The sequence below is a fragment of the Sporosarcina sp. Y1011 genome, from assembly GCF_057669885.1.
In genome coordinates, this window is the sequence record NZ_JBYHFP010000016.1 from 44080 (window position 1) to 70264 (window position 26185).

At 40.1% G+C, this 26185-nt stretch carries 25 protein-coding genes; 20 read left to right on the top strand and 5 right to left on the bottom strand.

Annotation, left to right across the window (positions count from 1 at the left end; translation table 11 throughout):
• Nucleotides 1-21: 21 nt before the first annotated feature.
• Nucleotides 22-1374, bottom strand: coding sequence for a sigma-54 interaction domain-containing protein (locus AC25Y5_RS14950; RefSeq protein WP_488140989.1), 1353 nt, complete (start codon nucleotides 1372-1374; stop codon nucleotides 22-24).
• A 402-nt stretch (nucleotides 1375-1776) separates the two neighbouring features.
• Between AC25Y5_RS14950 and AC25Y5_RS14955 the strand changes: the two genes are divergently transcribed.
• The 9 genes from AC25Y5_RS14955 (at nucleotide 1777) to dsdA (ending at nucleotide 11344) form a co-directional block, all read left to right on the top strand.
• Nucleotides 1777-2811 carry an NAD(P)/FAD-dependent oxidoreductase gene (locus tag AC25Y5_RS14955; RefSeq protein WP_488140990.1) on the top strand — a complete coding sequence of 345 codons (1035 nt, stop codon included), beginning with the start codon at nucleotides 1777-1779 and terminating at the stop codon, nucleotides 2809-2811.
• A complete protein-coding gene (locus AC25Y5_RS14960) occupies nucleotides 2765-3118 on the top strand; it encodes a ferredoxin (RefSeq protein WP_488140991.1) in 354 nt (117 codons plus the stop codon). The genes AC25Y5_RS14955 and AC25Y5_RS14960 overlap by 47 nt, the downstream gene beginning before the upstream one ends.
• A gap of 66 nt (nucleotides 3119-3184) precedes the next feature.
• Entirely contained in the window at nucleotides 3185-4276 is a 1092-nt protein-coding gene (locus AC25Y5_RS14965; RefSeq protein ID WP_488140992.1) for an aromatic ring-hydroxylating oxygenase subunit alpha, read from the top strand.
• On the top strand, nucleotides 4269-5720 hold the full coding sequence (locus AC25Y5_RS14970; protein WP_488140993.1) for an aldehyde dehydrogenase family protein: 1452 nt from the start codon (nucleotides 4269-4271) through the stop codon (nucleotides 5718-5720). Before AC25Y5_RS14965 ends, AC25Y5_RS14970 begins: the two co-directional genes overlap by 8 nt.
• An 11-nt stretch (nucleotides 5721-5731) precedes the next feature.
• On the top strand, nucleotides 5732-6814 hold the full coding sequence (locus tag AC25Y5_RS14975) for a tartrate dehydrogenase (RefSeq protein ID WP_488140994.1): 1083 nt from the start codon (nucleotides 5732-5734) through the stop codon (nucleotides 6812-6814).
• A 129-nt stretch (nucleotides 6815-6943) separates the two neighbouring features.
• Nucleotides 6944-8566: a BCCT family transporter gene (locus AC25Y5_RS14980; protein WP_488140995.1), complete on the top strand. Its 1623-nt coding sequence runs from the start codon at nucleotides 6944-6946 to the stop codon at nucleotides 8564-8566.
• Nucleotides 8567-8690: 124 nt separating this feature from the next.
• The gene (locus AC25Y5_RS14985; protein ID WP_488140996.1) at nucleotides 8691-8858 is read left to right on the top strand and encodes a hypothetical protein; all 168 of its coding nucleotides are present in this window, start codon (nucleotides 8691-8693) and stop codon (nucleotides 8856-8858) included.
• 113 nt (nucleotides 8859-8971) lie between these two features.
• Nucleotides 8972-9859, top strand: coding sequence for a D-alanyl-D-alanine carboxypeptidase family protein (locus tag AC25Y5_RS14990; protein ID WP_488140997.1), 888 nt, complete (start codon nucleotides 8972-8974; stop codon nucleotides 9857-9859).
• A gap of 162 nt (nucleotides 9860-10021) precedes the next feature.
• Nucleotides 10022-11344, top strand: coding sequence for a D-serine ammonia-lyase (gene dsdA, locus AC25Y5_RS14995; protein ID WP_488140998.1), 1323 nt, complete (start codon nucleotides 10022-10024; stop codon nucleotides 11342-11344).
• 109 nt (nucleotides 11345-11453) lie between these two features.
• On the opposite strand, the gene AC25Y5_RS15000 is transcribed toward dsdA, so the two are convergent.
• Nucleotides 11454-12188 (bottom strand): YqcI/YcgG family protein, encoded by a 735-nt coding sequence (locus AC25Y5_RS15000; protein ID WP_488140999.1) that lies wholly within the window; start codon nucleotides 12186-12188, stop codon nucleotides 11454-11456.
• A 148-nt stretch (nucleotides 12189-12336) separates the two neighbouring features.
• Here AC25Y5_RS15000 and AC25Y5_RS15005 point away from each other — a divergent pair, with 148 nt between their 5' ends.
• Nucleotides 12337-13188 carry a dimethylarginine dimethylaminohydrolase family protein gene (locus tag AC25Y5_RS15005; RefSeq protein WP_488141000.1) on the top strand — a complete coding sequence of 284 codons (852 nt, stop codon included), beginning with the start codon at nucleotides 12337-12339 and terminating at the stop codon, nucleotides 13186-13188.
• Nucleotides 13189-13283: 95 nt separating this feature from the next.
• On the opposite strand, the gene AC25Y5_RS15010 is transcribed toward AC25Y5_RS15005, so the two are convergent.
• On the bottom strand, nucleotides 13284-13910 hold the full coding sequence (locus AC25Y5_RS15010) for a flavodoxin family protein (protein WP_488141001.1): 627 nt from the start codon (nucleotides 13908-13910) through the stop codon (nucleotides 13284-13286).
• A 235-nt stretch (nucleotides 13911-14145) separates the two neighbouring features.
• Between AC25Y5_RS15010 and AC25Y5_RS15015 the strand changes: the two genes are divergently transcribed.
• The 4 genes from AC25Y5_RS15015 to AC25Y5_RS15030 all read left to right on the top strand — a co-directional run bounded on the left by AC25Y5_RS15015 (nucleotide 14146) and on the right by AC25Y5_RS15030 (nucleotide 17551).
• Nucleotides 14146-14589, top strand: a complete 444-nt coding sequence (locus tag AC25Y5_RS15015; protein ID WP_482101733.1) for an Lrp/AsnC family transcriptional regulator — start codon at nucleotides 14146-14148, stop codon at nucleotides 14587-14589.
• Between the two features lie 222 nt (nucleotides 14590-14811).
• Nucleotides 14812-16416 (top strand): gamma-glutamyltransferase family protein, encoded by a 1605-nt coding sequence (locus tag AC25Y5_RS15020; RefSeq protein ID WP_488141002.1) that lies wholly within the window; start codon nucleotides 14812-14814, stop codon nucleotides 16414-16416.
• Between the two features lie 98 nt (nucleotides 16417-16514).
• The gene (locus AC25Y5_RS15025; protein WP_488141022.1) at nucleotides 16515-17018 is read left to right on the top strand and encodes a chromate transporter; all 504 of its coding nucleotides are present in this window, start codon (nucleotides 16515-16517) and stop codon (nucleotides 17016-17018) included.
• Nucleotides 17015-17551 carry a chromate transporter gene (locus tag AC25Y5_RS15030; RefSeq protein WP_488141003.1) on the top strand — a complete coding sequence of 179 codons (537 nt, stop codon included), beginning with the start codon at nucleotides 17015-17017 and terminating at the stop codon, nucleotides 17549-17551. The genes AC25Y5_RS15025 and AC25Y5_RS15030 overlap by 4 nt, the downstream gene beginning before the upstream one ends.
• A gap of 161 nt (nucleotides 17552-17712) precedes the next feature.
• Here AC25Y5_RS15030 and AC25Y5_RS15035 read toward each other — a convergent pair whose 3' ends face one another.
• Nucleotides 17713-17850, bottom strand: a complete 138-nt coding sequence (locus tag AC25Y5_RS15035) for a hypothetical protein (protein WP_488141004.1) — start codon at nucleotides 17848-17850, stop codon at nucleotides 17713-17715.
• A gap of 75 nt (nucleotides 17851-17925) precedes the next feature.
• Nucleotides 17926-19227 carry a GTPase gene (locus tag AC25Y5_RS15040; protein WP_488141005.1) on the bottom strand — a complete coding sequence of 434 codons (1302 nt, stop codon included), beginning with the start codon at nucleotides 19225-19227 and terminating at the stop codon, nucleotides 17926-17928.
• 155 nt (nucleotides 19228-19382) lie between these two features.
• On the opposite strand from AC25Y5_RS15040, the gene AC25Y5_RS15045 reads away from it, so the two are divergent.
• The 6 genes from AC25Y5_RS15045 (at nucleotide 19383) to AC25Y5_RS15070 (ending at nucleotide 26175) form a co-directional block, all read left to right on the top strand.
• On the top strand, nucleotides 19383-19601 hold the full coding sequence (locus tag AC25Y5_RS15045) for a hypothetical protein (RefSeq protein ID WP_488141006.1): 219 nt from the start codon (nucleotides 19383-19385) through the stop codon (nucleotides 19599-19601).
• A gap of 117 nt (nucleotides 19602-19718) precedes the next feature.
• Complete coding sequence (locus tag AC25Y5_RS15050; protein WP_488141007.1) at nucleotides 19719-20099, top strand: hypothetical protein; 381 nt, start codon at nucleotides 19719-19721, stop codon at nucleotides 20097-20099.
• Between the two features lie 154 nt (nucleotides 20100-20253).
• Complete coding sequence (locus AC25Y5_RS15055; protein ID WP_488141023.1) at nucleotides 20254-20658, top strand: (deoxy)nucleoside triphosphate pyrophosphohydrolase; 405 nt, start codon at nucleotides 20254-20256, stop codon at nucleotides 20656-20658.
• Nucleotides 20659-20683: 25 nt separating this feature from the next.
• Nucleotides 20684-23578 (top strand): DEAD/DEAH box helicase, encoded by a 2895-nt coding sequence (locus AC25Y5_RS15060; RefSeq protein WP_488141008.1) that lies wholly within the window; start codon nucleotides 20684-20686, stop codon nucleotides 23576-23578.
• 157 nt (nucleotides 23579-23735) lie between these two features.
• Entirely contained in the window at nucleotides 23736-25811 is a 2076-nt protein-coding gene (locus AC25Y5_RS15065) for a GAF domain-containing protein (protein WP_488141009.1), read from the top strand.
• Nucleotides 25765-26175, top strand: a complete 411-nt coding sequence (locus tag AC25Y5_RS15070) for a hypothetical protein (protein ID WP_488141010.1) — start codon at nucleotides 25765-25767, stop codon at nucleotides 26173-26175. The genes AC25Y5_RS15065 and AC25Y5_RS15070 overlap by 47 nt, the downstream gene beginning before the upstream one ends.
• The last annotated feature ends 10 nt before the right edge of the window (nucleotides 26176-26185 follow it).

The following is a 26185-nucleotide window of genomic DNA, read 5'->3' on the forward strand; positions in this document are numbered from 1 at the left end:
TAAAATTTTCTGATGTTCATTTTAACAAAACTCACGAATTAACCTTGATGCTTTTGATTGGCTGATGTTAAGATCCTTCGCTACTGCCCTCGATGATTTGTTGTTTTTATATGAATTTATAACTAATGACCGTGTAACTTCATTCAAGGCATCGTCCAATGAGTTGGGATGGATAAGCTCAGGCGTATTTTCTGCACTATCTTTAATGACTTGCGGTAGGTCGTCCATCTCGATAATAGAATCACTAGTGATGACTAGACGTTCGATTAAGTTCTCGAGTTGGCGTACGTTTCCGGGCCATGGGTAATAAAAGAGTATATTTAAACATTCCTCGGAGATCACTTTATTCATATTGTATTTATTATTGAATCGATTTAAAAAATTATATGTGAGTGGAACGATGTCTTCCTGGCGTGCGGACAGGGGCGGCATGTGAATATCGATAACGTTAAGTCGATAATATAAATCTTCTCTGAAGGTTTTATTTTCAACCATCTTTAGTAAATCCTGATTGGTTGCGGTAATAATTCGGATATCGACTGTCTTACTATCATTGCTTCCGATTGGAATGAACTGCTTATCTTGAATTACCTGCAGTACTTTGGCTTGTAAAGGCAATGCCAACTCCCCAATTTCATCCAAAAAGATTGTTCCATTATTGGCTGCTTCGAGCAAACCTGTTTTACCGCCTTTAACCGCTCCAGTGAAAGCTCCATTTGTATAGCCGAATAGTTCAGATTCCAACAAATCTGCGGGTATTGCGGCACAATTGACAGTCAAAAAAGGTCCATCTTTTCTGTTGCTTATGCAGTGCAGGTGGTGGGCAATTACCCCTTTACCTGTCCCGGATTCTCCATGAATTAGAATGGTTGAGTCAGTTGGAGCTACTCTTTTGCAAAACTTCAATATGCTTCTAACCTTTTCACTGTTTGTAATGACCGTATTTGCGGGATTATTACTAGAGATTTCTTCCTTCTGAAACTCCTTTTTTGTAATCAGTCTATTAAAGCTTTTAAGTTCGGTTGCTGTAGTGACGATATACTCTATTTCCCCGGCCTCGTTTAGGATTGGGATTGCCCTCGTTAATAATTCAGCTCCGATATATGTCTGTTGCCTGAGAGAGACAGGTTCTTTGCTCTTAAAAACTTCGGGAACGATAGAGGGGCTCCAATATCCTTTTTCAAATAACTCACCATTTAATTTTCCTATGACATCGGCCTTTTTAAGTCCATAATGTTTTTCACAAATTTTGTTGACGTATACAATTCGTGTTTGACTATCCATAACATAGATTTCATCAGAAGAATAATCTAATATCTTCAGAATAGATTCCAGAGTCAAATCAACGTTCTTAAATACTAAGTTATCTAGCATTTTCGTCCCCCTGTTTAATTTAATATTGAGTCAATTTTAAATTGTTAGACCTCTTTTTGAGTCAAAGACAACTCGATTATAGCAGGGATTTTAAGAAGTAGCGATATGAATGTATATATTTAAGGTTTTTTTCAACTTGGCACGCAAGTTGCATATATAAAAAGTAACGTGAATCTAATCGGTCTATCCTGATTGGCACGTCATCTCTTAATGCATTGGAAATAGAGGCGGAAGAAAAAGTGAAAGGATGTGTAATAGGGTAACTGATCCTTTACCTTCGGTGTATGTGTAGAGTTGGTCGATACTTTATAGATTGGGAATTAAAAAAATATCGAAAAAGTTTCAAATCTACAGGAATTCTTTCAAGAAGAAACCCTGCTAAACAGATAGGGAGGTAAAAATATGAATAGATCGTCTGAAGTATTTGATATTACAATAATTGGGGGTGGCCCAGTAGGGTTATTTACCGCCTTTTATGCAGGCATGCGTCAAGCCACGGTAAAAGTTATTGAAAGTTTACCGCAATTAGGAGGCCAATTATCCGCACTTTATCCAGAAAAAAATATTTACGATATTGCTGGTTTTCCAAAAATAGGGGCACAGGAACTCGTAGATAATTTAATAGAACAAATGAATCAGTTTGAACCCGCAATCTGTTTAGGAGAATCAGTGGAGGTTGTTGAAAAAGAAGAAGATGGTGCATTTAAACTAACAACGAATGAAGGTATTCATTATACAAAAACAATTATCATTACTGCTGGAAACGGCGCATTTCAGCCAAAAAAGATGAATATACCGGGAGAAGTGCAATTCCAAAATAAGAACTTGCATTACTTTGTGAAAAATGTAAACGAATTCAAAAATAAGAAAGTAGTCTTGTTCGGTGGTGGTGATTCGGCTGTCGATTGGGCGTTGATGCTAGAGCCGATTGCGGAGAAAGTTACTCTCGTTCATAGGAGAGACAAATTCCGTGCTCACGAACACAGTGTTGAGTTATTAAAACAATCAAATGTTGAAATTCTTACTCCTTATGCTCCGACAGAACTTGTGGGAATCGAACGAATCGACAAGGTAGTTATTCAAGAAACAAAGACTAGCGAATCAATTGAGCTTGGAGTAGATGATGTACTCGTCAATTATGGATTTATTTCAACTCTTGGGCCTATTAAAGACTGGGAGCTTGAAATTGAAAAAAACTCCATTGTTGTGAATTCTAGAATGGAAACAAATATAGAAGGCATTTATGCAGTAGGAGACATTTGTACGTATGACGGAAAAGTTAAATTGATTGCCACTGGTTTTGGCGAAGCACCTATTGCCGTAAGTAATGCAAAAGTATTTGTAGATCCTACGGCGAAGCTACAGCCGCTTCATAGTACGAGTGTAATGGGTGACAAAGAGGAAGCAGCCAAAGAAGCAGCAGTACCTACAAGATGAAACAGGAAAAGGAAAAGGAAAAGGAAAAGGAAAAGGAAAAGGAAAAGGGGGAGATGGTGTGGCCAATTTTACGATGGTCGATCAAAGCACATGTATTGCTTGCGGTGTCTGTGGCGAACTAGCACCTAATCTATTTGCTTATACGAATGACGGTATTTCATATTCAATGCTTGATGACAACGAAGGAATTACAGAAGTATCCGAAGACTTGATTGAAGACTTGGAAGATGCATTCGATAGCTGTCCAACAAATTCAATCAAGATGTCAGATACACCTTTCAATTGTAAGAAGTATGAAGCCAGTTAAGATGAAAATCATTTAATGTTAGATATTTTAGATAAGATAAAATTTCACTATAGAGGAGAATGAAAAATGGCTTATAATAAAGTAGAAAACGCGGCGAACAGAACATTCGAGAGAACGATGACATATGACAAATACACAGATCCAAAAGTATTGGAAAAGGAAATGGAGTTAATTTTCTCTAAATCATGGCAACTTGTGGGGCATGTAAGTCAGGTAGAAAAAGCAGGTTCTTTTTTTACGGCTGATGTAGCTAATGAACCACTTATTATAATTAGGGGGACGGATGGGGTGCTCCGTGCATTTTACAATGTGTGTCCACACCGTGCAACTAAGCTTGAACAAAGTGAGAACGGTAAAAAGAAGATTTTACAATGCATGTATCATGGATGGACTTTTAAAACTGACGGTAAATTGAATAAAGCACCTAACTTCCAAGGTGAGGACGCGGCTTGTGTTCAGGATGCTTGTTTACGATCTGTTCGGATGGAAGTGTTAGAGTCTTTAATCTTTGTTAATCTGGATGATGACGCTACACCTTTAATTGATTCATATGGGGATTTCTTTGACAGATTAAGCAAGTTCCCATTCATAAGTGAGTTAAAACGAACTCACAGAAAATCACGTGTTATTAAAGCAAACTGGAAAGCATATATCGATAACTATTTAGAATGTGACCATTGTCATATCGCGCATCCAAGTTTTGTAGATGCTCTTGACATGGATGATTATCAAATCATTACATGTGAAAATTATTCTGTTCAAGGGTCCATTGTCAAAGCTGACAAGCAATATGGTGAAGTGAACTTGAATGAGGCAGAAATGCAAGGTGGTTCCTTCTTCTGGCTGTGGCCGAACCTGATGTTGACTATCTACCCGGGACCTGGGAATATGGCGTCCATAGAGATGGTACCAATAGATCACGAAACCTCTTTGGCAGTATATACGTATTATTTCCGAGAGGATAATTTGGAAGCTTTAGGACAAGACGAGAAGGATTTAATGACGTTTGCGGAACAGGTCCGTGCGGAAGATATAGATCTCGTGGAACTCGAACAAATTGGTTTCCGCTCCCGCGCATTTAACAAAGGGCATTATGCTTCTTCTGAACAAGCAATCGTACAATTTCATGAAATGGTATTGGAGGCTCTCAATGAATAATTTAGGGATTAAAACTAATGAAATTAAAAAGTACTTACTCATCAACGGTAAAAGAGTAGAAGCAAAAAAATATGTATCACTTTACTCCCCATATTCGCAGGAAAAAATTGCTGAAATTGCGATGGCGGATAAAGAATTAACGATACAAGCAATCGATGCCGCTCATGAAGCTCGTCAACTAATCGGTGAAATGCCAGCGTACAAGCGTGCGGAAATTCTAGAGAACGTTGCTCTATTATTAAAAGAGAGAGCAGATGAAGCAGCGGAAATCATTTCCCTTGAATCGGCCAAACCACTGATGTTTGCAAAAGCGGAAGTTGCAAGAACGATTGAAACTTATAAATTTGCAGCGGAAGAAGCGAAAAGAATTCACGGTGAAATGATTCCTTTTGATGCAGCGGTAGGTGGTGTCGGTAGAATTGGCTACACGCTAAGAGAACCAATAGGTGTCATAGGTGCTATCACGCCATTTAACTTTCCTCTAAACCTTGTCGCACATAAGGTTGGACCTGCAATTGCAGCTGGAAATACGATTGTATTAAAACCTGCATCGCAAACTCCGCTCAGTGCTCTTTATATTGCAGAACTCTTTGCAGAAGCGGGTCTTCCGGCGGGCGTTTTGAATGTAGTGACTGGACCTGGCAGTGTTGTTGGAGAGGCAATCGTAGAAGATGACCGAGTAAGTATGATTACATTTACAGGCAGTCCTGAAGTAGGTATTGGTATTAATAATAAGGCTGGATTGAAGAAAACAACGTTAGAGTTAGGATCAAACTCAGCATTAATTATTGACAAAGATGTAGAAATTGATGGCATCATTGACCGCTGTACGATGGGGGCCTTTTCCAATCAGGGACAAGTCTGTATTTCATTACAACGGGTATTTGTTCACGAAGAAAAATATGAAGAATTTATTGTGAAATTTACAGAAGCAACAAAACAGCTAAAACTGGGTAATCCGCTAGATTCGGAAACGTATGTCTCATCTTTAATTACTAAGGGAGAATTAGAGCGTGCCGTTAGTTGGATTGAAGAAACAAAACAAAGTAATGCAGAAATCTTATCAGGGGGTAAGGTACGGGATAATGTTCTTGAACCGACAATTATTGCGAATGCGGATCAGTCATTGAAAGTTTCATGTCAAGAAGTCTTTGCACCAATTGTTATCGTGAACCAGGTGAAGTCAATCGAAGAAGCTGTAGAACTAGTAAATGATTCCCGTTTTGGGCTGCAAGCTGGCATTTACACGAACAATGTAAAAAATGCCTTTTACGCATCGAAAAACTTACATGTTGGCGGCGTTATCATTAATGACGTTCCAACGTTTAGGGTTGACCAAATGCCATATGGCGGTGTGAAAGATAGCGGTACGGGCCGAGAAGGTATTAAATATGCAGTAGAAGAAATGACGGAATTAAAACTAGTCGTTTGGAATCAAGGGTAAAGGAGATTATGATGAAAAACTATAAAATTGCTGTTATTGCTGGCGATGGAATTGGTCCTGAAGTAATCGATGAAGGGATCAAAGTATTAAATAAGATTGCTACTCTCGACGGGAACTTCCATTTTGATTTTACACATTTTCCATGGGGTTGTGAGTATTACACGAAGCATGGGAAAATGATGGCTGATAATGGGATAGAGCAGCTAAAAGAGTTTGACGCAATCTATTTAGGGGCTGTTGGTTTTCCAGGAGTTCCCGATCATATCTCCTTATGGGACTTATTATTAATCATCCGAAAGGAATTCGATCAATATGTCAATATTCGTCCAATCAAGTTATTAAAAGGCGCCCATTGTCCGTTATCTGACGTAGAGCGCGAGGACATTGACATGTTATTTATCCGGGAGAATACAGAAGGTGAATACTCGGGTGCGGGAGACTGGCTATTCAAAGGAAAAGAAAATGAAGTCGTGTTGCAAAATGGTGTATTTTCTCGTAAAGGAACAGAAAGAATTATTCGTTATGCGTTTGAGACAGCTAAAAAAGAAGGACGTAGCTTAACGAGTATTAGTAAAGCGAATGCATTAAACTATTCAATGGTTTTCTGGGATCAAGTATTCGAAGAAGTGAGTGTAGATTATCCAGAAGTAAAAACAGCATCTTATCTTGTTGATGCAGCAGCAATGCTTATGATCACAGACCCTAAGCGATTTGAAGTTGTCGTTACATCCAATTTATTTGGCGATATCCTTACAGATGTAGGGGCAGCTCTTGCTGGAGGGATCGGGCTTGCGGCGGGTGCAAATATTAATCCTGAAAGAGAATTCCCATCGATGTTTGAACCTGTACATGGTTCAGCGCCTGATATTGCTGGTCAGGGAATTGGGAACCCACTTGCCTCGATTTGGTCGGCAAGTCAAATGCTCGATTATTTCGGATATGAACATTATGGTAAAATTGTTATAGACGCCATCGAGCAAATTTTGGTAGAGGGTGGCACGCTTACACCTGATATGAAAGGTACGGCTTCCACATCTGAAGTAGGAGATCAACTAGTTGATATTATGATAAATTCAATAACTGCACAAGTATGAGTGAGGTCTATCGGTGTTATGTGGCTATCACCGATAGACTTTTTACAAAACGCTCGTCTATTTTCCGCTAAGAATTGATTGAATATTCTAGTACCAAGTGGTAGTAAAATTCAACTAGGGGTGAAATACTTGAAAACCAATACGATTGATAAACAAATATTGACTATAGCATTATCATTGGTAGCGCTATTGGTTGTCCCCATTTTGATTAACCCTAAACAGGGAACCGCTTTCTTGAAGACAATATTGGATTTCATTACCGGACGTTTCGGTCCTTTATACTTGTGGGCTTGCCTAGGTATATTTGGATTTTTGCTTTGGTTGGCCTTTAGCAAATACGGGAAAATTAAGTTAGGTGAAGGTAATCCTGAGTTTTCTACTTTCAGCTGGTTAGCACTAATCTTTACAGCGGGAATCGGTTCTGGAATTATGTATTGGGGAATCATTGAATGGGCGTTCTATTATACAAGTCCACCTTATAACATAGATCCTAAAAGTGTTGAGGCAGCAAGCTTCGCACCGACATACGGAATGTTCCATTGGGGGTTTTCGGCTTGGGCAATTTATTGTGTTCCATCGATTCCAATCGCATATGCAGTCTATATAAAAAAACAAAAGTCTTTCAGGCTTAGTACGGCATGTCGTGGAATCATCGGCGACCGCGCGGATGGGCTACTCGGAAAAGTGATTGATGTTTGTTTTATGTTTGGATTAATTGGCGGTATCGGAACTTCCCTAGCCCTTGGAACACCTTTGTTGGCTGAGGGGATTCATCATATCTTTGATGTGAAGAAAACGCTTACATTGGATTTGAGTATTGTAATTGCGCTAATGATTTTCTTTTCAATTTGTCTATATTTCGGTCTGAAAAAAGGGTTGAAGTTGCTAAGTGACTGGAATCTATATTTATATGTAGCCATCGCAGTGTTCATTTTCATTTTTGGTCCAACTGCTTTTATTATTGCAAGCTTTACAGATAGTGTCGGCGTGCTCTTCTCAAACTTTTTTAGAATGAGTTTATATACAGATCCTGTCGGTAAGTCAGGATTTAGTGAAACATGGACGTTGTTTTATTGGGGCTGGTGGTTCTCATACGCTCCTTTCACTGGCATGTTCGCTGCTCGTATTTCAAAGGGAAGAACCATCAAAATGCTCATTCTTGGTCAATTGATTGGCGGAACGTTAGGATGTTGGCTCGCTTTTGCGATATTCGGAAACACGAGTATGTTCTTTGAAATGAGCGGCCTAGTACCTGTTCTTGACATCTTGCAGAATGAAGGTGCACCGGCGGCAATATTGGCATCTTTGAATGCCCTTCCACTAGGTGGAATCGTTGTGGTTCTATATTTGCTCATCGCAGCAATATTTCTTGCCACTACAGTCAATTCGGCAGCCTATACATTGGCAGATGTAGCATCCGTAAACTTGAAAGAGGGAGAAGAGCCAGTTCGTTGGTACCGGGTATTTTGGGGAATAGTTTTGACTAGTATATCCATTGTATTAATGTATGGAGATGGGTTAGAAGCCTTGCAGACCTTATCAATTATCACGGCCTTACCTTTAGTATTCATCATATTATTGATGGTAGCTTCTTTCATGAAATGGGTGAGAGTCGATTATGACTCAGTGATCTTGCATCAACAAAAAACAGCATCCGAAGCAGTTCGTGTAGAAAAACTTCCTAAACTTAAAAAGGAAAAGAGAAAAGCAGGAGATAAACCTAAGCTTTCAACTGAAACAAACAAATTATAGATGAACGAAGGCTGTCTCATTTCATTGGGACAGCCTTTTGTATCTGGATGAAAATATTTATTTGTTTTCAATTAATGGTAGAATTGGCGTATTGAGATAACCACTTAGAAAAGAGGGACTAGAAATGCGGTGGATACTACTAATTGTATTGGCAATTGCGTTAGAATTCTTTGTACGGTTTTTAACGAAAAATATGGAAGATAAAAAGAAAAGGGAGAAACTACTTGCGCTAATTTGGTTTGGATTTGGTACGATTTTAGTTGTGGTATGGCTAATCGGTCGATTCCTGTAGATCACATGTATAGAGAAACTTAAGGAAATCTTCATAATCACGCTAAGAGAATCTTCATGATTAGGGTTCAATATTAAGGGAATGAACCCTATCGACTGAAAAGGCGGGAAAAGATGAAGAAATTAATTTTTATACTAGTGCTAGTTCTACTTAGCGTAACGGTTGTATTAAAAACGAAGGAAGCAACCCCGGAAATAGTAGATTTAAATGTTGCTGCGAAAGCAATCATTCTAATAGATGCCGAAACAGGGAAAGTGATTTATGGAGAAAATAGTGCAGAATCGTTACCAATCGCAAGCATGTCCAAAATGATGACACAGTATCTTGTCCTAAACGCCGTCAATAGTGGCACGCTGTCATGGGATAGTACATACAATCCAAGTGAAGCAATTCAAAAAGTCATGGGGAAATCCGCAGCGGTCAAACTTGGGATGACTGAAGGCAATACTTATTCATTGAAAGAACTGTTTACTGCCATGACTGTAAACTCCGCGAACGACGCTGCGATAGCGGTAGCCGAAATGGTTAGTGGAACGGAAGAAGCGTTTGTTGAATTGATGAATGAACAAGCCAACAGTTTCGGATTGAAAGAGACAACGTTCTTCAATGCGAGCGGTCTGGATGGTGATTACATCGGCAAAGGACCTGAACAAACGAATCGTGCATCTGCCCGTGACGTTGCAGTCATTGCACAAAAGCTGATTGCCAAATATCCTGAGGTGCTCGACTTTACAAAGATGGCGAGTTTTAAAACAAGTGCCGGCGCTACATTGTGGAGTACAAATTTAATGTTGGCGGGTATGCCACAAGCAATGCCAGGGATTGACGGATTGAAAACCGGTTACACAGATCAAGCAGGATCTTGCTTTGTGAGCACGGGCGTATTTGACGGGCGACGAATTATCTCGGTCGTTATGGATGTTGAAGCAAATGGCGAAGATACGACGAACCCAAGATTCGATCTGACAAGAGAGCTGATTGAGAAATTAGTTATGGAATAATGGGGAGAAATCAAATTTACTGAAAAGCAAACTCAATCATCAATCCAAAAAAATAAAGAAGAGTAGCCCTGCCGCCCATGGAAGGGCTATTTTGATTGGCGATTTTAAGGCGCACATCATGATATACTGTTGTTACAAAATTAAAAAAACGAGGCGATAAACATGATGGATCAAACACAAGTCAACGAATGGATAGCAAAATTACCGCTCATCGAGCAGATGGCGGCACGAGAAGAAGTATTGTGGCTCAATCCCTTAATCGAATCGTCAACAACAGGCCTTGTGAAAACAGGCGTGACAGCAGCAGACGTGAAAGACGCATCTGATCGTCTAAAGCGTTTTGCACCGTACATCGAGCTCGTTTTTCCGGAAACAAAAGCATCTAATGGCATTATTGAATCGCCGATTACCGCTATACCCAATATGAAAGATGCGCTTTCCAATGCATACGGAACAACAATTAAGGGAGATTTACTCCTGAAAGAAGACAATGCACTTCCCATTTCAGGTTCTATCAAAGCACGTGGTGGTATTTATGAAATACTAAAACATGCCGAAACACTTGCGATTGAACATGGATTGATAACAACAGAGGAAGACTACAGTAAATTTGCAGAACCTGAATTCGGTAATTTGTTTGCAAAACATAAAATTGCTGTTGGCTCAACGGGAAATCTAGGTCTCAGTATCGGCATCATGAGCGCTAAACTAGGTTTCAATGTCACAGTTCATATGTCTGCAGATGCAAAGCAGTGGAAGAAAGACATGCTGCGTGAAAAGGGTGTAACGGTCGTTGAATACGCGGACGACTATAGCAAAGCTGTTGAAGAAGGACGTCGTCAGGCAGATGCAGATCCTTTATGTCATTTTGTCGATGATGAAAATTCACTCGATCTGTTCTTAGGTTATGCAGTGGCAGGAGAACGCGTTGCAGACCAGTTGAGAGCTCGAGGTACAATCGTTACTGAAGACAACCCACTTTACGTTTACCTGCCATGCGGTGTTGGTGGAGGACCTGGAGGTGTAGCGTTTGGATTGAAGCTCGCTTTCGGTGACGTAGTGAGTTGTTTCTTTGCAGAGCCAACACATTCTCCGTGTATGATGCTTGGCATGATGACTGGTCTTCACGATAATGTTTCCGTTCAAGACTTCGGACTCGACAATAAAACGGCCGCTGACGGACTCGCGGTTGGCACAGCATCTGGTTTTGTCGGAAAAACGATGGAACCTTTACTAGCTGGCTGTTACACAATAGCTGACGGAACAATGTTCAAGTTATTGAAGCTACTTGCAGATACAGAAAGCATTCGACTTGAACCATCTGCACTTGCGGGGATGACTGGCCCGATACAAGTCGTTAACAAGAATATTCCAGGCGCAAATTCCTTAAACGCAACTCATCTCGTGTGGGGAACAGGCGGTAGTATGGTGCCCGAATCTGAAATGAATCTGTACTATGCGATGGCGGAAATCGAAGGGGAATGAACGGGAAATAATTCGAGCTATTTCCCGGGAAATGGACATTATTCGGGAAATAATTGCAGAGAATAAAAAACCTCACAGAAATGTGAGGTTTTTTAGGTTTGTATGGGATTTACTGCATCTCCTTATGTGAAAACGGACATTTACCTTGAATCGGTTCCACGTCATCGCCAATGAAAAACTGTTTCCATTCATTATGATCGGGATCGCCAAAATGACTGATGTCGGGATGTTTCGGAAGCTGGTCCCAAACTTCTACGCGTTCGCGTACCTTTTCACGCGACATCACACCGCCTTTTTCTGTTCCTTTCAGCCCTTCGAAGATTCGTCTCGGCTGGAAACCGAGCACCATTGCATTGCCAAGATCTCGCGTTTTCCGTTGCTTGTAAGCTGGTGCATTGCCAAAAACAAAAATCGGCTCACCGTGGAAACGAAAATCCCATAAGTGATGCGCAGGATCTCGGGGACTATCGGCAGGCCATTCAATGTCATCTGCTCCATGCAAATACTGTAATATTTCCCAGAACTGCATCCGATAATCCTCTAAAGAGCCTTCGTTTTTAAACGGTTCTACAAAAACGAAGAGACCATGTCGCTTATGCTCGGGGTTCTCGAATAGTGCTAAAAATGCCTTTAAAGTCGCTGGCAAGTTGGACCAGTCGTCTTGTGTCACATATCCATAACGCAATTCACCCTTTAACTCTCCACCCATACCGAAATAACAAGGAAACGATTTGTCTGTCACCGTTTCATGGAATGTTTGGTATTCTTTCAACAACCAATCTGGTAAATCCGTTCGCTCCGCAAAATCCTCTTTTGTCAATAAAGCATTATCTAACTGAATCATTGTTTCTCCCCCAATCTACTAATTCTTTAATCTTTCACCTTCCCTCTAGTTACAGAAATTAAACAAAAAATGTTTGAAAACGAAGCATTAGGGAAACGTATAGAAGACGAAAATATAGAAAATGAAAAAATCAATTGGAGGAACGATGATGAATTCCCCTATGGAAGATACCGCGACAACTCAATGCAATACTGAATATGATACGCTTCTCCGTGTCATCCTATGTCAGCCGAAATTTATGGCTATTGAAGAAGTCATAAATGACGTACAGAGAAAGTATGAAGATGAAAATATAAATATTGAATTAGCGATGAAACAGCATAATGAGTTTGAGAAACTCCTTATAGCGCATGGAGTGGAAGTCATTAAATTGCCTTCATCCGAAAAGTTTCCAGAGCAAGTTTTTACCCGAGATATCGGTTTTACTGTGGGTGAAGATATTTTTGTAGCAGAAATGGCAAGTGATATACGCAAAGGGGAAGAAGAAGCACTCGAGGAATGGCTGGACGATGAAGATATTTCGTTCCAAACCACTACGAGTCAAGTTGAAGGCGGCGATGTCATTGTAGATCGCGGAACGCTGTTTGTTGGTATTAGCAGTCGAACTTCGATTGAGGCCGCTGAGAAACTAAAGGTGGATCTACCGGATTACACGATTATCCCTGTCCCTTTTAATGAAAAGTATTTACATCTCGATTGCGTATTTAATATCCTTTCACCTGAAGTCGCGCTGATTTTCAGAGAAGCGTTTGACCAGAGAATTATTGACTATCTTGCAGAAAACTATAAACTGATTGATGTTTCTGAAGAAGAACAATTCACGATGGGCACAAACGTCCTATCCATTGGGAACAAAAAAGTGTTCAGTCTCCCACAAAACAAACAAGTCAATGCTCAAATTCGTGCACACGGTTTTGAAGTCATCGAAGTCGAATTCGATGAAATCATTAAATCCGGCGGCTCTTTCAGGTGTTGCTCAATGCCTGTCAATCGAGAATAGGATTGATGAAAAACCTCACTGTAGAGTGAGGTTTTTGTATGTCCTGTTTTCATATTGCTCTGCCAAACAGCGTATTTTCACCTTAGTTTTTTGCTTCAGCTTTCAAGCAAATTCCCTTGTGCCGGAATCGGATGTTCCTTCAGCATTCTGGCTAGATGGATTGTATTATAAGCAAGCATTTCAACATGCTTTTTGGTGAAATCATTCGTTTGCCCGGCGGCGATATAAGAAGGACCAGGTCCTGCTTCGCCGACCCAATATGTATCGACATTCGGAGGAATGACAAACCCGATATGCGATAACCCGTATAGAATGGAAGCGGCAGCATGCTTTGCTCCGTCCTCGTTACCTGTTACAACGACGCCACCCACTTTGTTATAATAAATGGCTTGTCCTTGCTCATTCGTTTCCTCGCTGCTACCATACAATCTTTCAATGGCAAGTGTTGCTATACTACTTTTTTCTCCAAGCCAAAGGGGCGTCCCGATAATAAGGATATCCGCTTCCTTCACCTTTTCGAATAGCTGCGGCCACTCATCACCATCTCCCATATCAGGACTCATTCCGTAGGGAATTGTGTAATCCGCTAATCTAATGATCTCTGTTAGCACATTTTCATTATCATAAATTTGGCAGACCTTCTTCGCAAGAGCCTCTGTATTCGATTCCTCCTCCGAACTTTTCAACGTGGCATTCAAAATAAGTGCTTTCAACGCTCCCATGAAAATCCTCCTCTTTCCACCAATTTGTCTTCTACTCAACTAGTACCCTATGAAGCCAAACAAAAACGTAAACAAATTGACAATCTAATTGAAACGCTCACTAAACAGCGCACCTCTTGAAAGGCTGTACTTGACCTTTACTTACCCAAAGTGCATATTGGAACTATACATTTCGAATCACATTGTACGTATTTTATATGGATTTCTAGACATTGTGGTAGGGAGGAAACCGGAAATGGATGCTACCGATAAAAGAATTTTAGAGCTGCTTATAGCCAATGGACGTCTTTCTTACGTGGATATAGGTAAAGAACTTAATTTATCACGTGTTGCCGTACGTGAAAGGGTTCATAATCTCCAAGAGAATGGGATTATTGAGCGCTTCACAGTCGTCGTGAATAGTGAAAAAGTGGGGAAGGGTGTTTCAGCATTCTTCGAAGTAGACTGCGAACCTGCATCCCTAGTGAGCGTTGCACAGGCGCTCGCGGACAATCCCTCTGTAGCTAGCTGTTATCAAATGACTGGCCCATCAACCCTTCATATGCACGTATTAGTTAATGATTTTACCGACCTGGAGAAATTTATCAATGAAGAATTATATGCACTTGATGGAATAACGAGAGTGGAGAGTCATATCTTACTTCGGAGATTTAAAAGTCGAGCGGGACTGAAATTGTAAAATGGACAGAAAAAACCTATTCTTGGATAGGTTTTTTTATTTTGTGAATTAAAATGGGTATACATTTTTTAAAAAACCATGTATTGCTTTAACTGAATCTTTGTTTTATACTCGTGACAACCATATTTATAACATTTGTTAAGTGAAATATGATTTTTGATTAACAAATGGTTCAATAATGCACGATTTAGCAGAAAATAAAATTACCCGAGGAGGGCTTTCATGGATCACTTATATCATCCGTTCCAATCACAGCGACATACAGGATTTGCTCGAAAAGGAATGGTCGCTACATCACAGCCACTTGCAGCAAATGTAGGATTGTCTATTTTACAAAAAGGGGGCAATGCCATTGATGCTGCAATTGCTACGGCGGCAGCACTTACTGTCGTCGAGCCAACATCAAATGGCATAGGCGGCGATGCGTTCGCCCTGGTCTGGGTGAAGGATAAATTGTACGGACTTAATGCATCTGGACCTGCACCGGCGACATTAACGGTGGAAGCAGTTAAAGCACTGGGTCACGATAAGATGCCAACTTACGGGATGGTTCCAATTACAGTGCCTGGGACGCCCGCCGCATGGGCAGAACTGTCACGCAGGTTTGGAAAGCTGCCTTTGAAGGAAGTGCTGGAGCCGGCCATTCGTTATGCAGAAGAAGGTTTCCCACTCACACCTATCCTCGGCAAGTACTGGGAATCAGCCTATAAAGAGTTTAAAAAGAAATTCAGCGGAGATGAGTTCAATGCTTGGTTCGAAACGTTTGCACCAGATGGCCGTGCACCTAAAATAGGTGAAATGTGGTCTTCACCAGGTCATGCAAAGACACTTCGAGCCATTGCGGAAACTGAGGCACGTGGTTTTTATGAAGGTGAAATTGCTGATGAGATTGATGCATTCATGAAAAAACATGGCGGCTTTTTATCGAAAGAAGACCTAGCTACATACAAACCGGAATGGGTTGAACCTATTTCAGTGAACTATAAAGGCTATGATGTGTGGGAAATCCCTCCAAATGGTCATGGGATGGTAACACTTATGGCGTTAAATATTTATCAGAAACTGAGTAAACCTGAGTGGCAATCTGCTCAATCGATTCATGAACAAATCGAAAGTATGAAACTAGCATTCACAGATGGCAAGGCATTCATTACGGAAGAAGCGGATATGCCAGTCGAAACAGCACACCTGTTGTCAAACGAATACGCGGAAAAACGGGTACAGTTGGTTGGTGATGAAGCGATGGATCCAGAGCCGTACGAATTGCCGAAGGGGGGAACCGTGTACCTCGCGACAGCAGACGAAGAAGGGAATATGGTATCTTTCATCCAATCCAACTACATGGGCTTTGGCTCGGGTGTTGTTGTTCCAGGAACTGGGATTGCATTTCAAAATCGAGGACACGACTTTTCGCTCGATGAAAACCATCCGAACGTTCTGAGACCAGGTAAACGATCCTATCATACAATCATTCCTGGTTTCCTCACAAAAGATGGCAATGCGGTTGGTCCATTTGGTGTAATGGGGGGCTATATGCAGCCACAAGGTCATTTCCAAGTCGTTGTAAACACAATTGATTACTTGCTTAATCCCCAGGCGGCGCTTGACGTGCCGAGGTGGCAATGGACGGAAGCGAAAAAAGTGCGAGTGGAGCCAGAATTCCCGAATCATTTGGTGCAGGCACTTAGTAGAAAAGGCCATGAAGTGACAGTCTCAATTGATGGCGGAGGTTTTGGACGTGGCCAAATCATATGGCGAGACCCAGAAACAGGCGTACTTCAGGGCGGAACTGAATCTCGTACGGATGGGGCGCTAGCAGCTTGGTAAAAGTTAACGAGACTACCCGAAGTGTCGAGAAAACGGCCGTTTCTGGAAAATGGAAGCTACAAAAAGATTTATTCGCCGCCTTTTGCAGAGTAGGCTTATTGGGTTTTGGTGGAGGACCTTCTGCAATTCCGTTGTTCCATCAAGAAGTTGTACGCAAATACAAGTGGATGGATGAAGACGAATTCAGCGACACACTTGCGCTCGGAAATACAATGCCTGGACCGATTGCTACAAAACTTGCAGGGTATATTGGCTACAAAGTGGGCGGTAAATTAGGTTGTCTCAATGCCATAATTGCCTCTGTGATTCCAACGTCCATAATGATGATATTGTTAATCGGCATTTTGCAGACATACAAAGACATTCCATGGGTAAAAAACATGTCCGCTTCTGTTGTGCCAGTCGTGGCAGTTATGCTAGGCATACTAGCCTGGGATTTCATCAAAAAGTCCGGCGATACGCTCGGTTGGAAAAAGGCATTAACGATGTTGGTCGCCGCGGGGATTTTATTGGAAGCATTGAACATACACCCCGCATTTGTTATATTGCTCGTTCTAATATTCATCTTCCTTCCAATTCGAAATAGGAGGGGAAAAGCGTGATTTATTGGCAACTGTTTCTTGCGTTTTTCATACCTGGAATACTAGGGTACGGGGGCGGACCGGCTAGCATTCCGCTCGTGGAAAACGAAGTCGTCGGTACTTATGGGTGGATGGACACCCAAGAATTCAGTGAGGTCGTCGCTATCGGGAATTCCTTGCCGGGACCCATTGCGACGAAAATGGCTGCATCCGTCGGTTATTCAGAAGGCGGTATCCTGGGAGCGGTGGTCGCTTTATTCGCTTCCGTTGCACCTTCTCTATTATTGATGATCGGATTAATGGCAATTCTCATGAAATACAAAGACCATCCTAAAGTGAAAAGTATAACGAAATTTGTTCGTCCAATCATCGCCATTCTTTTGTTATTCATGACTCTCCAGTTTGTGCAGACAGCAGTTGAAGGGGTAGGGTTTCTACTCACCGGCGGCATCGCCCTGGCAAGTTTTTTGATGCTTCAAAAGTGGAATTGGCATCCGGCATTCGTTATCATGCTAGCGCTAGGTTTTGGTGCTGTGACTGGGATTGATTGGTGAAAAATCAATCCAAATGCGAATTTTTAACATCAAAAACCTTGTTGTGGTAATATACACCGATAATCTGAACCGCATAGAAAAACGCCATTGCTGACACTACATCAGCAATGGCGTTTTCCTATTTGTAATAGAGTATTGATACCAAATCAGGTTTAGTAGTGCTATTCAAACTGAGAAGCCGTCTTGCTAGGTGAACCTTCATAAGCGACGAGTGTAACCCCTAATTTAGTTTCAAGGGCAAGTAGTTCTTCCAATTGTTCAACGTCCAAGTCCGCTACTTTCACATTATCAAATGCCATCTTATCTCTCCTTTCCACTTAAACGTATTGTCTCCGCTTCATACGGCAATATACATGGTGAAGTGGAGAGTTGCATTAGGGGCGTGATGCATCAAACTCATCCCGCGCCTTCTTCACAATCTGCTTCAACTCATCTTCCGGAACACCTTTCAAATAATAAGCAACTGCAGCCTTCCCAATGGCAAACGTTCCGCCACTCGCGATACTTGCGCTAATCGCAGACCCCGCGCCCGGCAGTACCAGATTCGCGAACTTACTGCCTTGCTGCGCAATCATTCGCAATGTAAAACCAGTCGCTCCAATTCCGCCAATCGAAACCAGTAGTTCCCTTGCCGTTTTAAACTCCAAATCACGGCCAGACAAATAGGCAATAATCATCAAAAGGACGGTCTGTAGCGATAGGAGAACAGCGATATCCGTCGCGATAATCGGACTCAGTGCAACTGTCGCGGAAAGTGCCGAAAACACTTTAATGAACCGCAGCGCAATCTTTTCAGAGATTTTATTCATTCGTATCGTCATGCCGAGGTGAATGGCTGCCCGTATGTCGATACTTTGTTCCAAAAAATCCAGCAGTTCCTCAATGCCGTAACGGCCGTCAAATTCAATCGTCAACGTACTGCGTTCAGCTTCAGACAACTCATCAGGGTTTCGATTCCATTCGATATAAGAAGAAACAGGAATAATCGCCTCCACCTGCGCGTCACGCGCCTTGAAGATCCGTTGCAGCTGCGCTTTCTTCTCCTCCACCAAGTCCAACTTGCCCAACGGATAATCCGCGGGGTCTTTCGCGCGTGAAGGATTCAGCTCGTCCACATGCGTAAGTATGCCAACCATCGGCAAATCATATCCCACATTCAGCATGATTTTTTTCGCACTGTCCACGTCAATATCAATATGCGCCCGCTCCGTCGCTTTCTGCAAAAACAGAATGGCATCTGGTCGAAATTCCTTAATAATAGCCGTAAGCTCAGCTTCAGCCGACTTGGTAAACGACTCCGATTCACCAATCCCACGCGTGTCGATGACTTCAAAATACACCTGTCCGTCTGATTCATATGTAAACCGTCGAGCTTCCTTCGTCCCAATCTCAACATCGCTCACTTCTGCAAGATATCTCCCGCTCATCGCGTTGATCAAACTACTTTTACCGACACCCGTCCTGCCTACAAGCACAAACCGCGGCGGCCGGGGATCCTTCAAACCTTCCAGCAGTTTGTTCAAATCCTTATCATCTAGCAAAACATCCATCAATTTCTCCTGTTGCTTACCCGACAACAAGTTACCCGGGATTTTAGCAAGCAAATCCTCCAAGTAATTATTCAAGTTCCCGATATGATTCATACGTTTCTGCATCTCTTCGAATTGGGGATTCATGAGGGCTAAAACTCCTTTGCGACATAGTTACTAGTTCTTTACCCGTTTTGGGGTGATTTCAGTCAGAATGAATTCCTAAAACAATGTGGTTAAAAAAGCGATGATAGGGGGATCGGAAGCATATAGATAAAAATGAATGCAGAGGAGAATTTATTATGAAACCAACGATCAAGTATGATATTGAAGAAACACTAGTCCAAGTGATCCATGATGATGGAGAAGTTGTCGTTAAAAGAGGGGTTTGGATAGAAGGGGAAGGCCTTTGTGCGATTTATGACTTAGATGAAAATTGGTTTCCATATGTCTGTGCAATAAGCGGTGATTTAGGCAACATGCTTGCGAGTCGATGTGTGAATGTAATAGAGATCGAGTAGGACAATAAGGTTTATATCGAAACATAATTGATTCGTAGATCCGTGCGATACGAATTGTTCCTGAATCAGAATAGAAAAATCACCTAGAAGAGATGTATTTTAAAGGAGTGAGGGAAATTGGAGTTCAAAAGTGCGTCTATTCAATTACTGGACGATAGCGGAAAGATTGTTGTTCAAAACGCAATACTGGTTGAAAGCGATAGGGTGTGCGCAATTTACGATATGGATGAAGAGGATTTTAAATTTATTTGTACAACACATATCGAATTAGACACTATCCTCGCCGCTCAAGATCTTCGCGTGAAAGATTTGGAAGAAGATGAACGTTTCTGTTCTGAATGTGGGGTGGCGATGGATGAAGGATTTGTTTTTGAATCTGATGCAACATTCTATTGCAGTGAAGAATGTCTGACGAATGTAATTACGTGGGATGAATACTTAGCGATTCATGATAATGGAAATGGTGATGCTTATTGGACGGATTGGTATGACAGTTGATGATATATGGCACACAAAAGTACTTAGGGAATTGAAATTATTGGGTAAAAATAAATATATAAATGGAAACTATATGGTATGATTTGTTTATATTATCAGATAAATAATTTAGGGATTTCAATTATGAAAATAAAAACTAGAATAGGTGATTAAAATTAAAAAAACAGTACACGTAGTAGGAGCAATTATTGAAAATGACAACAATGAAATCCTTTGTGCACTACGGGGACCAGAAATGACCTTACCGAATTACTGGGAATTTCCAGGTGGAAAGATTGAAAAAGACGAAACAAAAGAAGAGGCCTTGAAGAGGGAAATTCAAGAGGAGCTTGGGTGTGTAATCAAAGTATTTGATCACGTTGAAGATACGACATATGAATATGAAAAAATTATCGTGAGGTTAGAAACATTTATGTCGAAAATTATTTCTGGAACACCAGTGCTTTCGGAACATGCAGAAATAAAGTGGGTTTCACGAGAAGAGTTACCTTTATTAAACTGGGCACCTGCCGATATTCCGGCAATTGAAAAGTTAACAGATGCAATCCTGAAGAAATAAAATTACGAAGAGATGCGGTGATTATATGGAAAGCTTTATGCGGAATTTAAATTACTCTTTGCAGGAAGGCTTTATAGACAAAAGCCAAAGCAACTCCGGTAGTTTTAAACCAGAACTATTAATCAATAATGTAAAGAAAAATATAATTGTATTAAACACACTTCGGGAAGAACTTGAGACGAGTGAAGACTTCATCTTTTCAGTGGCATTTGTTACTGAAAGCGGTCTAGCTACAATGAAATCACTATTTCTGGATCTTAAAGAAAAGGGGGTTAATGGGCGAATACTAACCTCTACATATTTATATTTTAATCAACCTAAAGTATTTAAAGAACTAATGAAATTAACAAATGTGGAAGTACGCTTAACGCAGTTAAAAGGTTTTCATTCCAAAGGTTATATCTTTAAACATAAAACGCATTACTCTCTGATTGTGGGGAGTTCCAATCTAACCGCGCATGCTCTAAAGGTAAATTATGAGTGGAATGTAAAATTAACGTCCCATGAAAATGGCGATATCGTTCATCATTTTAAAAACCAGTTTGAGGATGTTTGGGCAGATTCTGATCTATTAACGAAAAAATGGATTGAAAATTACGAAGTAGAATACATAAAAAATGCAGATCTTAAACTAGCTGAGCAGGTAATTGAGATGCCGGCAAATTATAAACCAAATGCAATTGAAGAATCTGTTAAAATTGTTCCGAATGCAATGCAAAAAGCAGCGTTATTACAAATACAGACGGTTCGTGATGAAGGAAAAGATAAAGGGTTAGTTATTTCTGCAACAGGTACCGGGAAAACGTATTTGTCTGCATTTGATGTTCGAAGTTTTGCACCTAAGAGAATGTTATTTATTGTTCATCGGGAGCAAATATTAAACAAAGCAAAAGATGATTTTCAAAGAATTCTCGGAGGAATCAATGAAGAGTTCGGATTGTATGTGGGTGCTAGCAAACAATTAGATAAGAAATACCTTTTTGCTAGTATTCAAACGCTGTCAAAACAAGAAAACTTAGATCAATTTGATCCGAAGGATTTTGATTATATTCTAATAGACGAAGTACATAAAGCAGGGGCCGCTTCTTATCAGCGGGTCATTAATTATTTTAAACCACAATTTCTAATGGGAATGACTGCTACCCCAGAGCGGACGGACGACTTTAATATCTACGCACTCTTTGATTACAATATTGCTTACGAAATAAGGCTGCAGGAAGCACTTGAAGAGGACATGCTTTGTCCATTTCATTACTTCGGCGTGACGGACCTTGAGTTAGATGGGGAATCAGTGGATGATACAGCCGTTTTCACAAAGCTAGTATCCGAGGAGCGTGTAACACATATTATTGAGAAAATTAATTACTATGGTTTCTCTGGTAATGAAGTAAAGGGGTTAATATTCTGTAGCCGAAAAGCTGAAGCCACAGAATTATCTATTGCATTGAATAATAGAGGATTTCGTACTGTGGCATTAACAGGTGACGATTCACCAGGCGAAAGAGAACGTAGAATTAACCAATTAGAAAATGGAATTCTTGATTATATTTTGACGGTGGATATTTTTAATGAGGGAATTGATATCCCTAGCATAAATCAAGTGGTGATGTTGAGACAAACGCAATCGAGTATTATTTTTATTCAACAGCTCGGACGTGGATTACGTAAGCATGAGTCGAAAAACTACGTGACGATTATCGACTTTATTGGTAACTATAAAAACAACTATCTAATTCCAGTTGCACTGTCAGGGGACAAGTCCCAAAACAAAGACAATGTCCGTCGGCGGACAAAGGACACGAGCTATATTAAAGGCGTATCAACAGTTAACTTTGAAGAAATCGCTAAAAAACGAATCTTTAGTTCGATCAACGAAAGCAATTTGACCGCCCTGAAAATTTTACGAGATGCCTATGTAGAATTGAAAAATAAAATCGGCAAAGTTCCTTACCTATACGATTTTGTAACGAATCATTCCATAGATCCAGTTGTCATTGCAGAAAAGCATACGAACTATTATCAGTTCTTATTGAAGATGAAGGAAGAAGTTCCCGCTTTAACGAATTATGAAGATAAAGTGTTAACAATGCTCTCGTTAGAAATATTAAATGGAAAACGTCTACATGAAGTTCTATTGCTTGAACAATTGTTACAACAGGATAAGGTTCGTCATGATTCCTATGTGAGTTTATTATCCGCAAATAATTGTCGGATAGATGAAGCGACGATGGATTCAGTAAAGCGTATCTTAAATTTATCATTTTTCACAACAAGCGTTCAAAACAAATATGGCGGAAAGCCGTTAGTCACGGAAGATGAAGATCAAAATTATGTGCTAAATGAATCGATTCGTAATGGATTAACAAGCAATCCCTACTTTGAAAAACTAGTTCTAGACATTATTCATAGTGCAATAGCGAAGTCGAAGCTGTATGAATGCAATCGGCAGCTCACGCTTTATGAAAAGTACTCCAGAAAAGATGCTTGTAAGCTCCTGAATTGGAATGCAGATGAAAGTTCAACAATGTATGGATATAAGCCAAAGCATAATACATGTCCCATCTTCATTACTTATCATAAGAATGATGAAGTGGAATCCAGTGTGAATTACGGCGACGAGCTCTTAAATCCGGAATTACTAAAATGGTACACAAGAAGTAATCGATCATTGAAGTCGCAAGAAGTTCAGAAAATCATTCATTCAGACGACAATAATATCGATATCCATATCTTTGTAAAAAAAGATGACGACGAGGGAACAGACTTTTATTACTTGGGACAAGGTTTTCCCGATAAGTCTAGTGTTGCAGAGGGCAGGATGACTGATAAGAATGGCAAGGACCTTCCGGTTGTTCATATGAATATGGTGATGGAACAGGCTGTGGAGAGTAAACTTTATCATTATTTAATAGACGAATGAAAAGGTGAACCGTATCATAAGTAAATAAGGTTTTTGTTATAGAGGTAATAATTTTTTTGAAAAAATAAGATAGTATAGGTATTTCTTAAGGTTGTGATATTTGCGTACCTTGAATTTTAGCTAGAATTTATAGTGCTCATGATTGGAGACCGTGTGAATGTTAAGTGAACAGACGAGGTATTCTAGGCTTGCGAACATAACGAAAATAATAAATACAAAATTAGAACTACGCGAAGTACTACAGAGGGTAACTAGGGCAATATCCGAAGAGATTGTTCAATGTAACTCCGTAGGTATTTATTTGCCTCAGAAAGATGGAACGTTCAGGGGGTTTGCGGGAAAACCAGAATTCATAAATGGCATATCGCTCGATACGCAGGTAATTGATGTTGAAATAGATTTACTAGCCAGGGAAGTTATTGAAACTCAAAAAACCATCTACATCCCTGATACCTCAAAGGATAATCGACCGGATCCGAGGTCAGTCGAAGCCTTCAAAATTAAATCCTTATTAGCTCTACCTATCGCATTTGGGCAAGAGTTATTTGGTCTAGTATTTTTATTTGATTACGGAACCCCAATGAACTTAACAGAGACAGAAATTCAAAGTGTTGAAGCCTATGTGAATATGGCTGCAGTCGCGATTCAAAACGCAAATAATTTAAAACAAAAGGAAAACCTTATTGCTGAAAAGCAGTTGTTACTTAATGTTACACGTGATTTATCAATGTGTTCCTCAATCCAGGAAAGTCTCGATAAATGTTTTGTCTATTTAGGAAAGGTTTTAGATAGCAAAAATATTGCTGCTCATCTCTTAGATCCTTTAGAAAAAACTGCAATTAGATTAACGAAGTTAAGTAAAGACTGTGAGTGGACACAAGCAGATTGCGTTGAGAATCTTAATAGCATAAGAATTGACCAAAGTTATGAAACCATGATGCAAAAGGTTATTGAAACAAAAAGTGTAATTCCCGGTCCGAATGTAGATAGCAAGAATCTACTTATGATTCCGTTGGTTTCAATGGGACAAGTATTAGGGGTAATAGTAGTTGTTCATATAGAGGGGAAAGCTCACAATTACGATGAATCTCAAATTCGATTGGCAAAATCTATAGTTGATGCGACAGCTCCTACGATTTCAAATTTGTTATATATGGACCAACTTGAAAATATGGTGGAAGAGCGAACGAGAGAACTAGCTGTCGCTAATGAAAAAGTTACAAGCGTTATTGAAAGTATCACGGATGGATTCTTTGCTTTGAATGAAGAATGGGAATTTATTTACATAAATAAGCATCAATATTTACCACAAAAGAAAACAGCAAAAGATGTATTTGGTAAGAATATTTGGGAGGTCTTCCCGAAGAACGTGGGCACAATTATGTACAAAGAACTCCATCGGGCGATGTCAGAGCGAGTATCAGTACATTTCGAATTTCTCTCAACCCCTGATGATTATTGGTACGAAGTAGTCGCTTACCCTTATGACGAGGGGATCTGTTGTCTCTTAAAAAACATAACGGAAAAAAAGAAATATGAGAAGGAATTGAAAAGGTTATCAAATTTAGATTTAATAGGACAGATGGCAGCAGGTATAAGTCATGAAATTAGAAATCCAATGACTACGGTACGAGGATTCTTGCAGTTATTAAAAAAGGAGGTTGAATTGGAGAAACATAATGGCTACTTTAATTTAATGATTGAAGAACTTGACCGTGCAAATTCTATAATTACTGAATTTCTTTCAATAGGTAATACAAGGACATCTGGTTTAGAGATGTTAGATTTAAATTCAATTATTCGTGATATTACACCTTTAATAAAGATTGATGCATTTAATCAAAATAAATTTATTCAATTCGATACGAAAGACATCCCAGAATTACTTGTAAACCGAAATGAGATACGGCAATTATTAGTAAACCTATATCGTAATGGCTTAGAAGCGATGAGCACAGGGAAGGTTCTATCCATCAGCACATACAAGGGAGATGAAAATTGTGTGGTTCTTGCAGTGCGGGATCAAGGAGAAGGTATTAGGCCTGAAATAGTAGAGAAATTGGGTATTCCATTCTACACCACCAAAGATAATGGTACTGGACTGGGATTAAGTGTATGTTATGCTATTGCTGCACGCCATAATGCGAAGATTGAGATTCAAACAGGGCCGGAAGGAAGCACCTTTTTTGTTAAGTTTGGCACCAAAATACGTTCAAATAATGGACCCATTTGAATTTGCCACGGGATGCCTCCACTCTGTTTATCTAGATATTCATTTGTTCAACATTAAATTAAACTTAATAAAAAAAACCTGCTTTAGATTAGTCACGGATAACCGTACCACAAATAACGCCAAACCAGAGCCTCAACTCTTGCAAGCAGCTGGATTTAATTTTTGGGATGCCAATACGAATTTAAAGGAAGTTGAACCTTTAATAAAGTGCAGTATTAAACCGCATTTATTTAGGTTACGGAGAAGCGTACCACAAGTAAATGAGGCTTTTTCAGAAAAATTAAAAGCCAAAAGTGAACAAGTTATGAATAGAAACTTGTTCATTTTTGGCTTTTATAAGGAAGATCAACATTTGTTACATTAATAAAGCCTTT

What these genes read in the sequence shown, in the direction of transcription:
- AC25Y5_RS14965 (WP_488140992.1), top strand. Translation starts at nt 3,185, where the DNA reads ATGGCTTATAATAAAGTAGAAAACGCGGCGAACAGAACATTCGAGAGA.
- AC25Y5_RS15000 (WP_488140999.1), bottom strand. Translation starts at nt 12,188, where the DNA reads ATGATTCAGTTAGATAATGCTTTATTGACAAAAGAGGATTTTGCGGAG.
- AC25Y5_RS15045 (WP_488141006.1), top strand. Translation starts at nt 19,383, where the DNA reads ATGAAACCAACGATCAAGTATGATATTGAAGAAACACTAGTCCAAGTG.
- AC25Y5_RS14985 (WP_488140996.1), top strand. Translation starts at nt 8,691, where the DNA reads ATGCGGTGGATACTACTAATTGTATTGGCAATTGCGTTAGAATTCTTT.
- AC25Y5_RS14950 (WP_488140989.1), bottom strand. Translation starts at nt 1,374, where the DNA reads ATGCTAGATAACTTAGTATTTAAGAACGTTGATTTGACTCTGGAATCT.
- AC25Y5_RS14970 (WP_488140993.1), top strand. Translation starts at nt 4,269, where the DNA reads ATGAATAATTTAGGGATTAAAACTAATGAAATTAAAAAGTACTTACTC.
- AC25Y5_RS15010 (WP_488141001.1), bottom strand. Translation starts at nt 13,910, where the DNA reads ATGGGAGCGTTGAAAGCACTTATTTTGAATGCCACGTTGAAAAGTTCG.
- AC25Y5_RS15005 (WP_488141000.1), top strand. Translation starts at nt 12,337, where the DNA reads ATGAATTCCCCTATGGAAGATACCGCGACAACTCAATGCAATACTGAA.
- AC25Y5_RS14975 (WP_488140994.1), top strand. Translation starts at nt 5,732, where the DNA reads ATGAAAAACTATAAAATTGCTGTTATTGCTGGCGATGGAATTGGTCCT.
- AC25Y5_RS15060 (WP_488141008.1), top strand. Translation starts at nt 20,684, where the DNA reads ATGGAAAGCTTTATGCGGAATTTAAATTACTCTTTGCAGGAAGGCTTT.
- AC25Y5_RS15040 (WP_488141005.1), bottom strand. Translation starts at nt 19,227, where the DNA reads ATGAATCCCCAATTCGAAGAGATGCAGAAACGTATGAATCATATCGGG.
- AC25Y5_RS15020 (WP_488141002.1), top strand. Translation starts at nt 14,812, where the DNA reads ATGGATCACTTATATCATCCGTTCCAATCACAGCGACATACAGGATTT.
- AC25Y5_RS15015 (WP_482101733.1), top strand. Translation starts at nt 14,146, where the DNA reads ATGGATGCTACCGATAAAAGAATTTTAGAGCTGCTTATAGCCAATGGA.
- AC25Y5_RS14955 (WP_488140990.1), top strand. Translation starts at nt 1,777, where the DNA reads ATGAATAGATCGTCTGAAGTATTTGATATTACAATAATTGGGGGTGGC.
- AC25Y5_RS15035 (WP_488141004.1), bottom strand. Translation starts at nt 17,850, where the DNA reads ATGGCATTTGATAATGTGAAAGTAGCGGACTTGGACGTTGAACAATTG.
- AC25Y5_RS14990 (WP_488140997.1), top strand. Translation starts at nt 8,972, where the DNA reads ATGAAGAAATTAATTTTTATACTAGTGCTAGTTCTACTTAGCGTAACG.
- AC25Y5_RS15065 (WP_488141009.1), top strand. Translation starts at nt 23,736, where the DNA reads ATGTTAAGTGAACAGACGAGGTATTCTAGGCTTGCGAACATAACGAAA.
- dsdA (WP_488140998.1), top strand. Translation starts at nt 10,022, where the DNA reads ATGATGGATCAAACACAAGTCAACGAATGGATAGCAAAATTACCGCTC.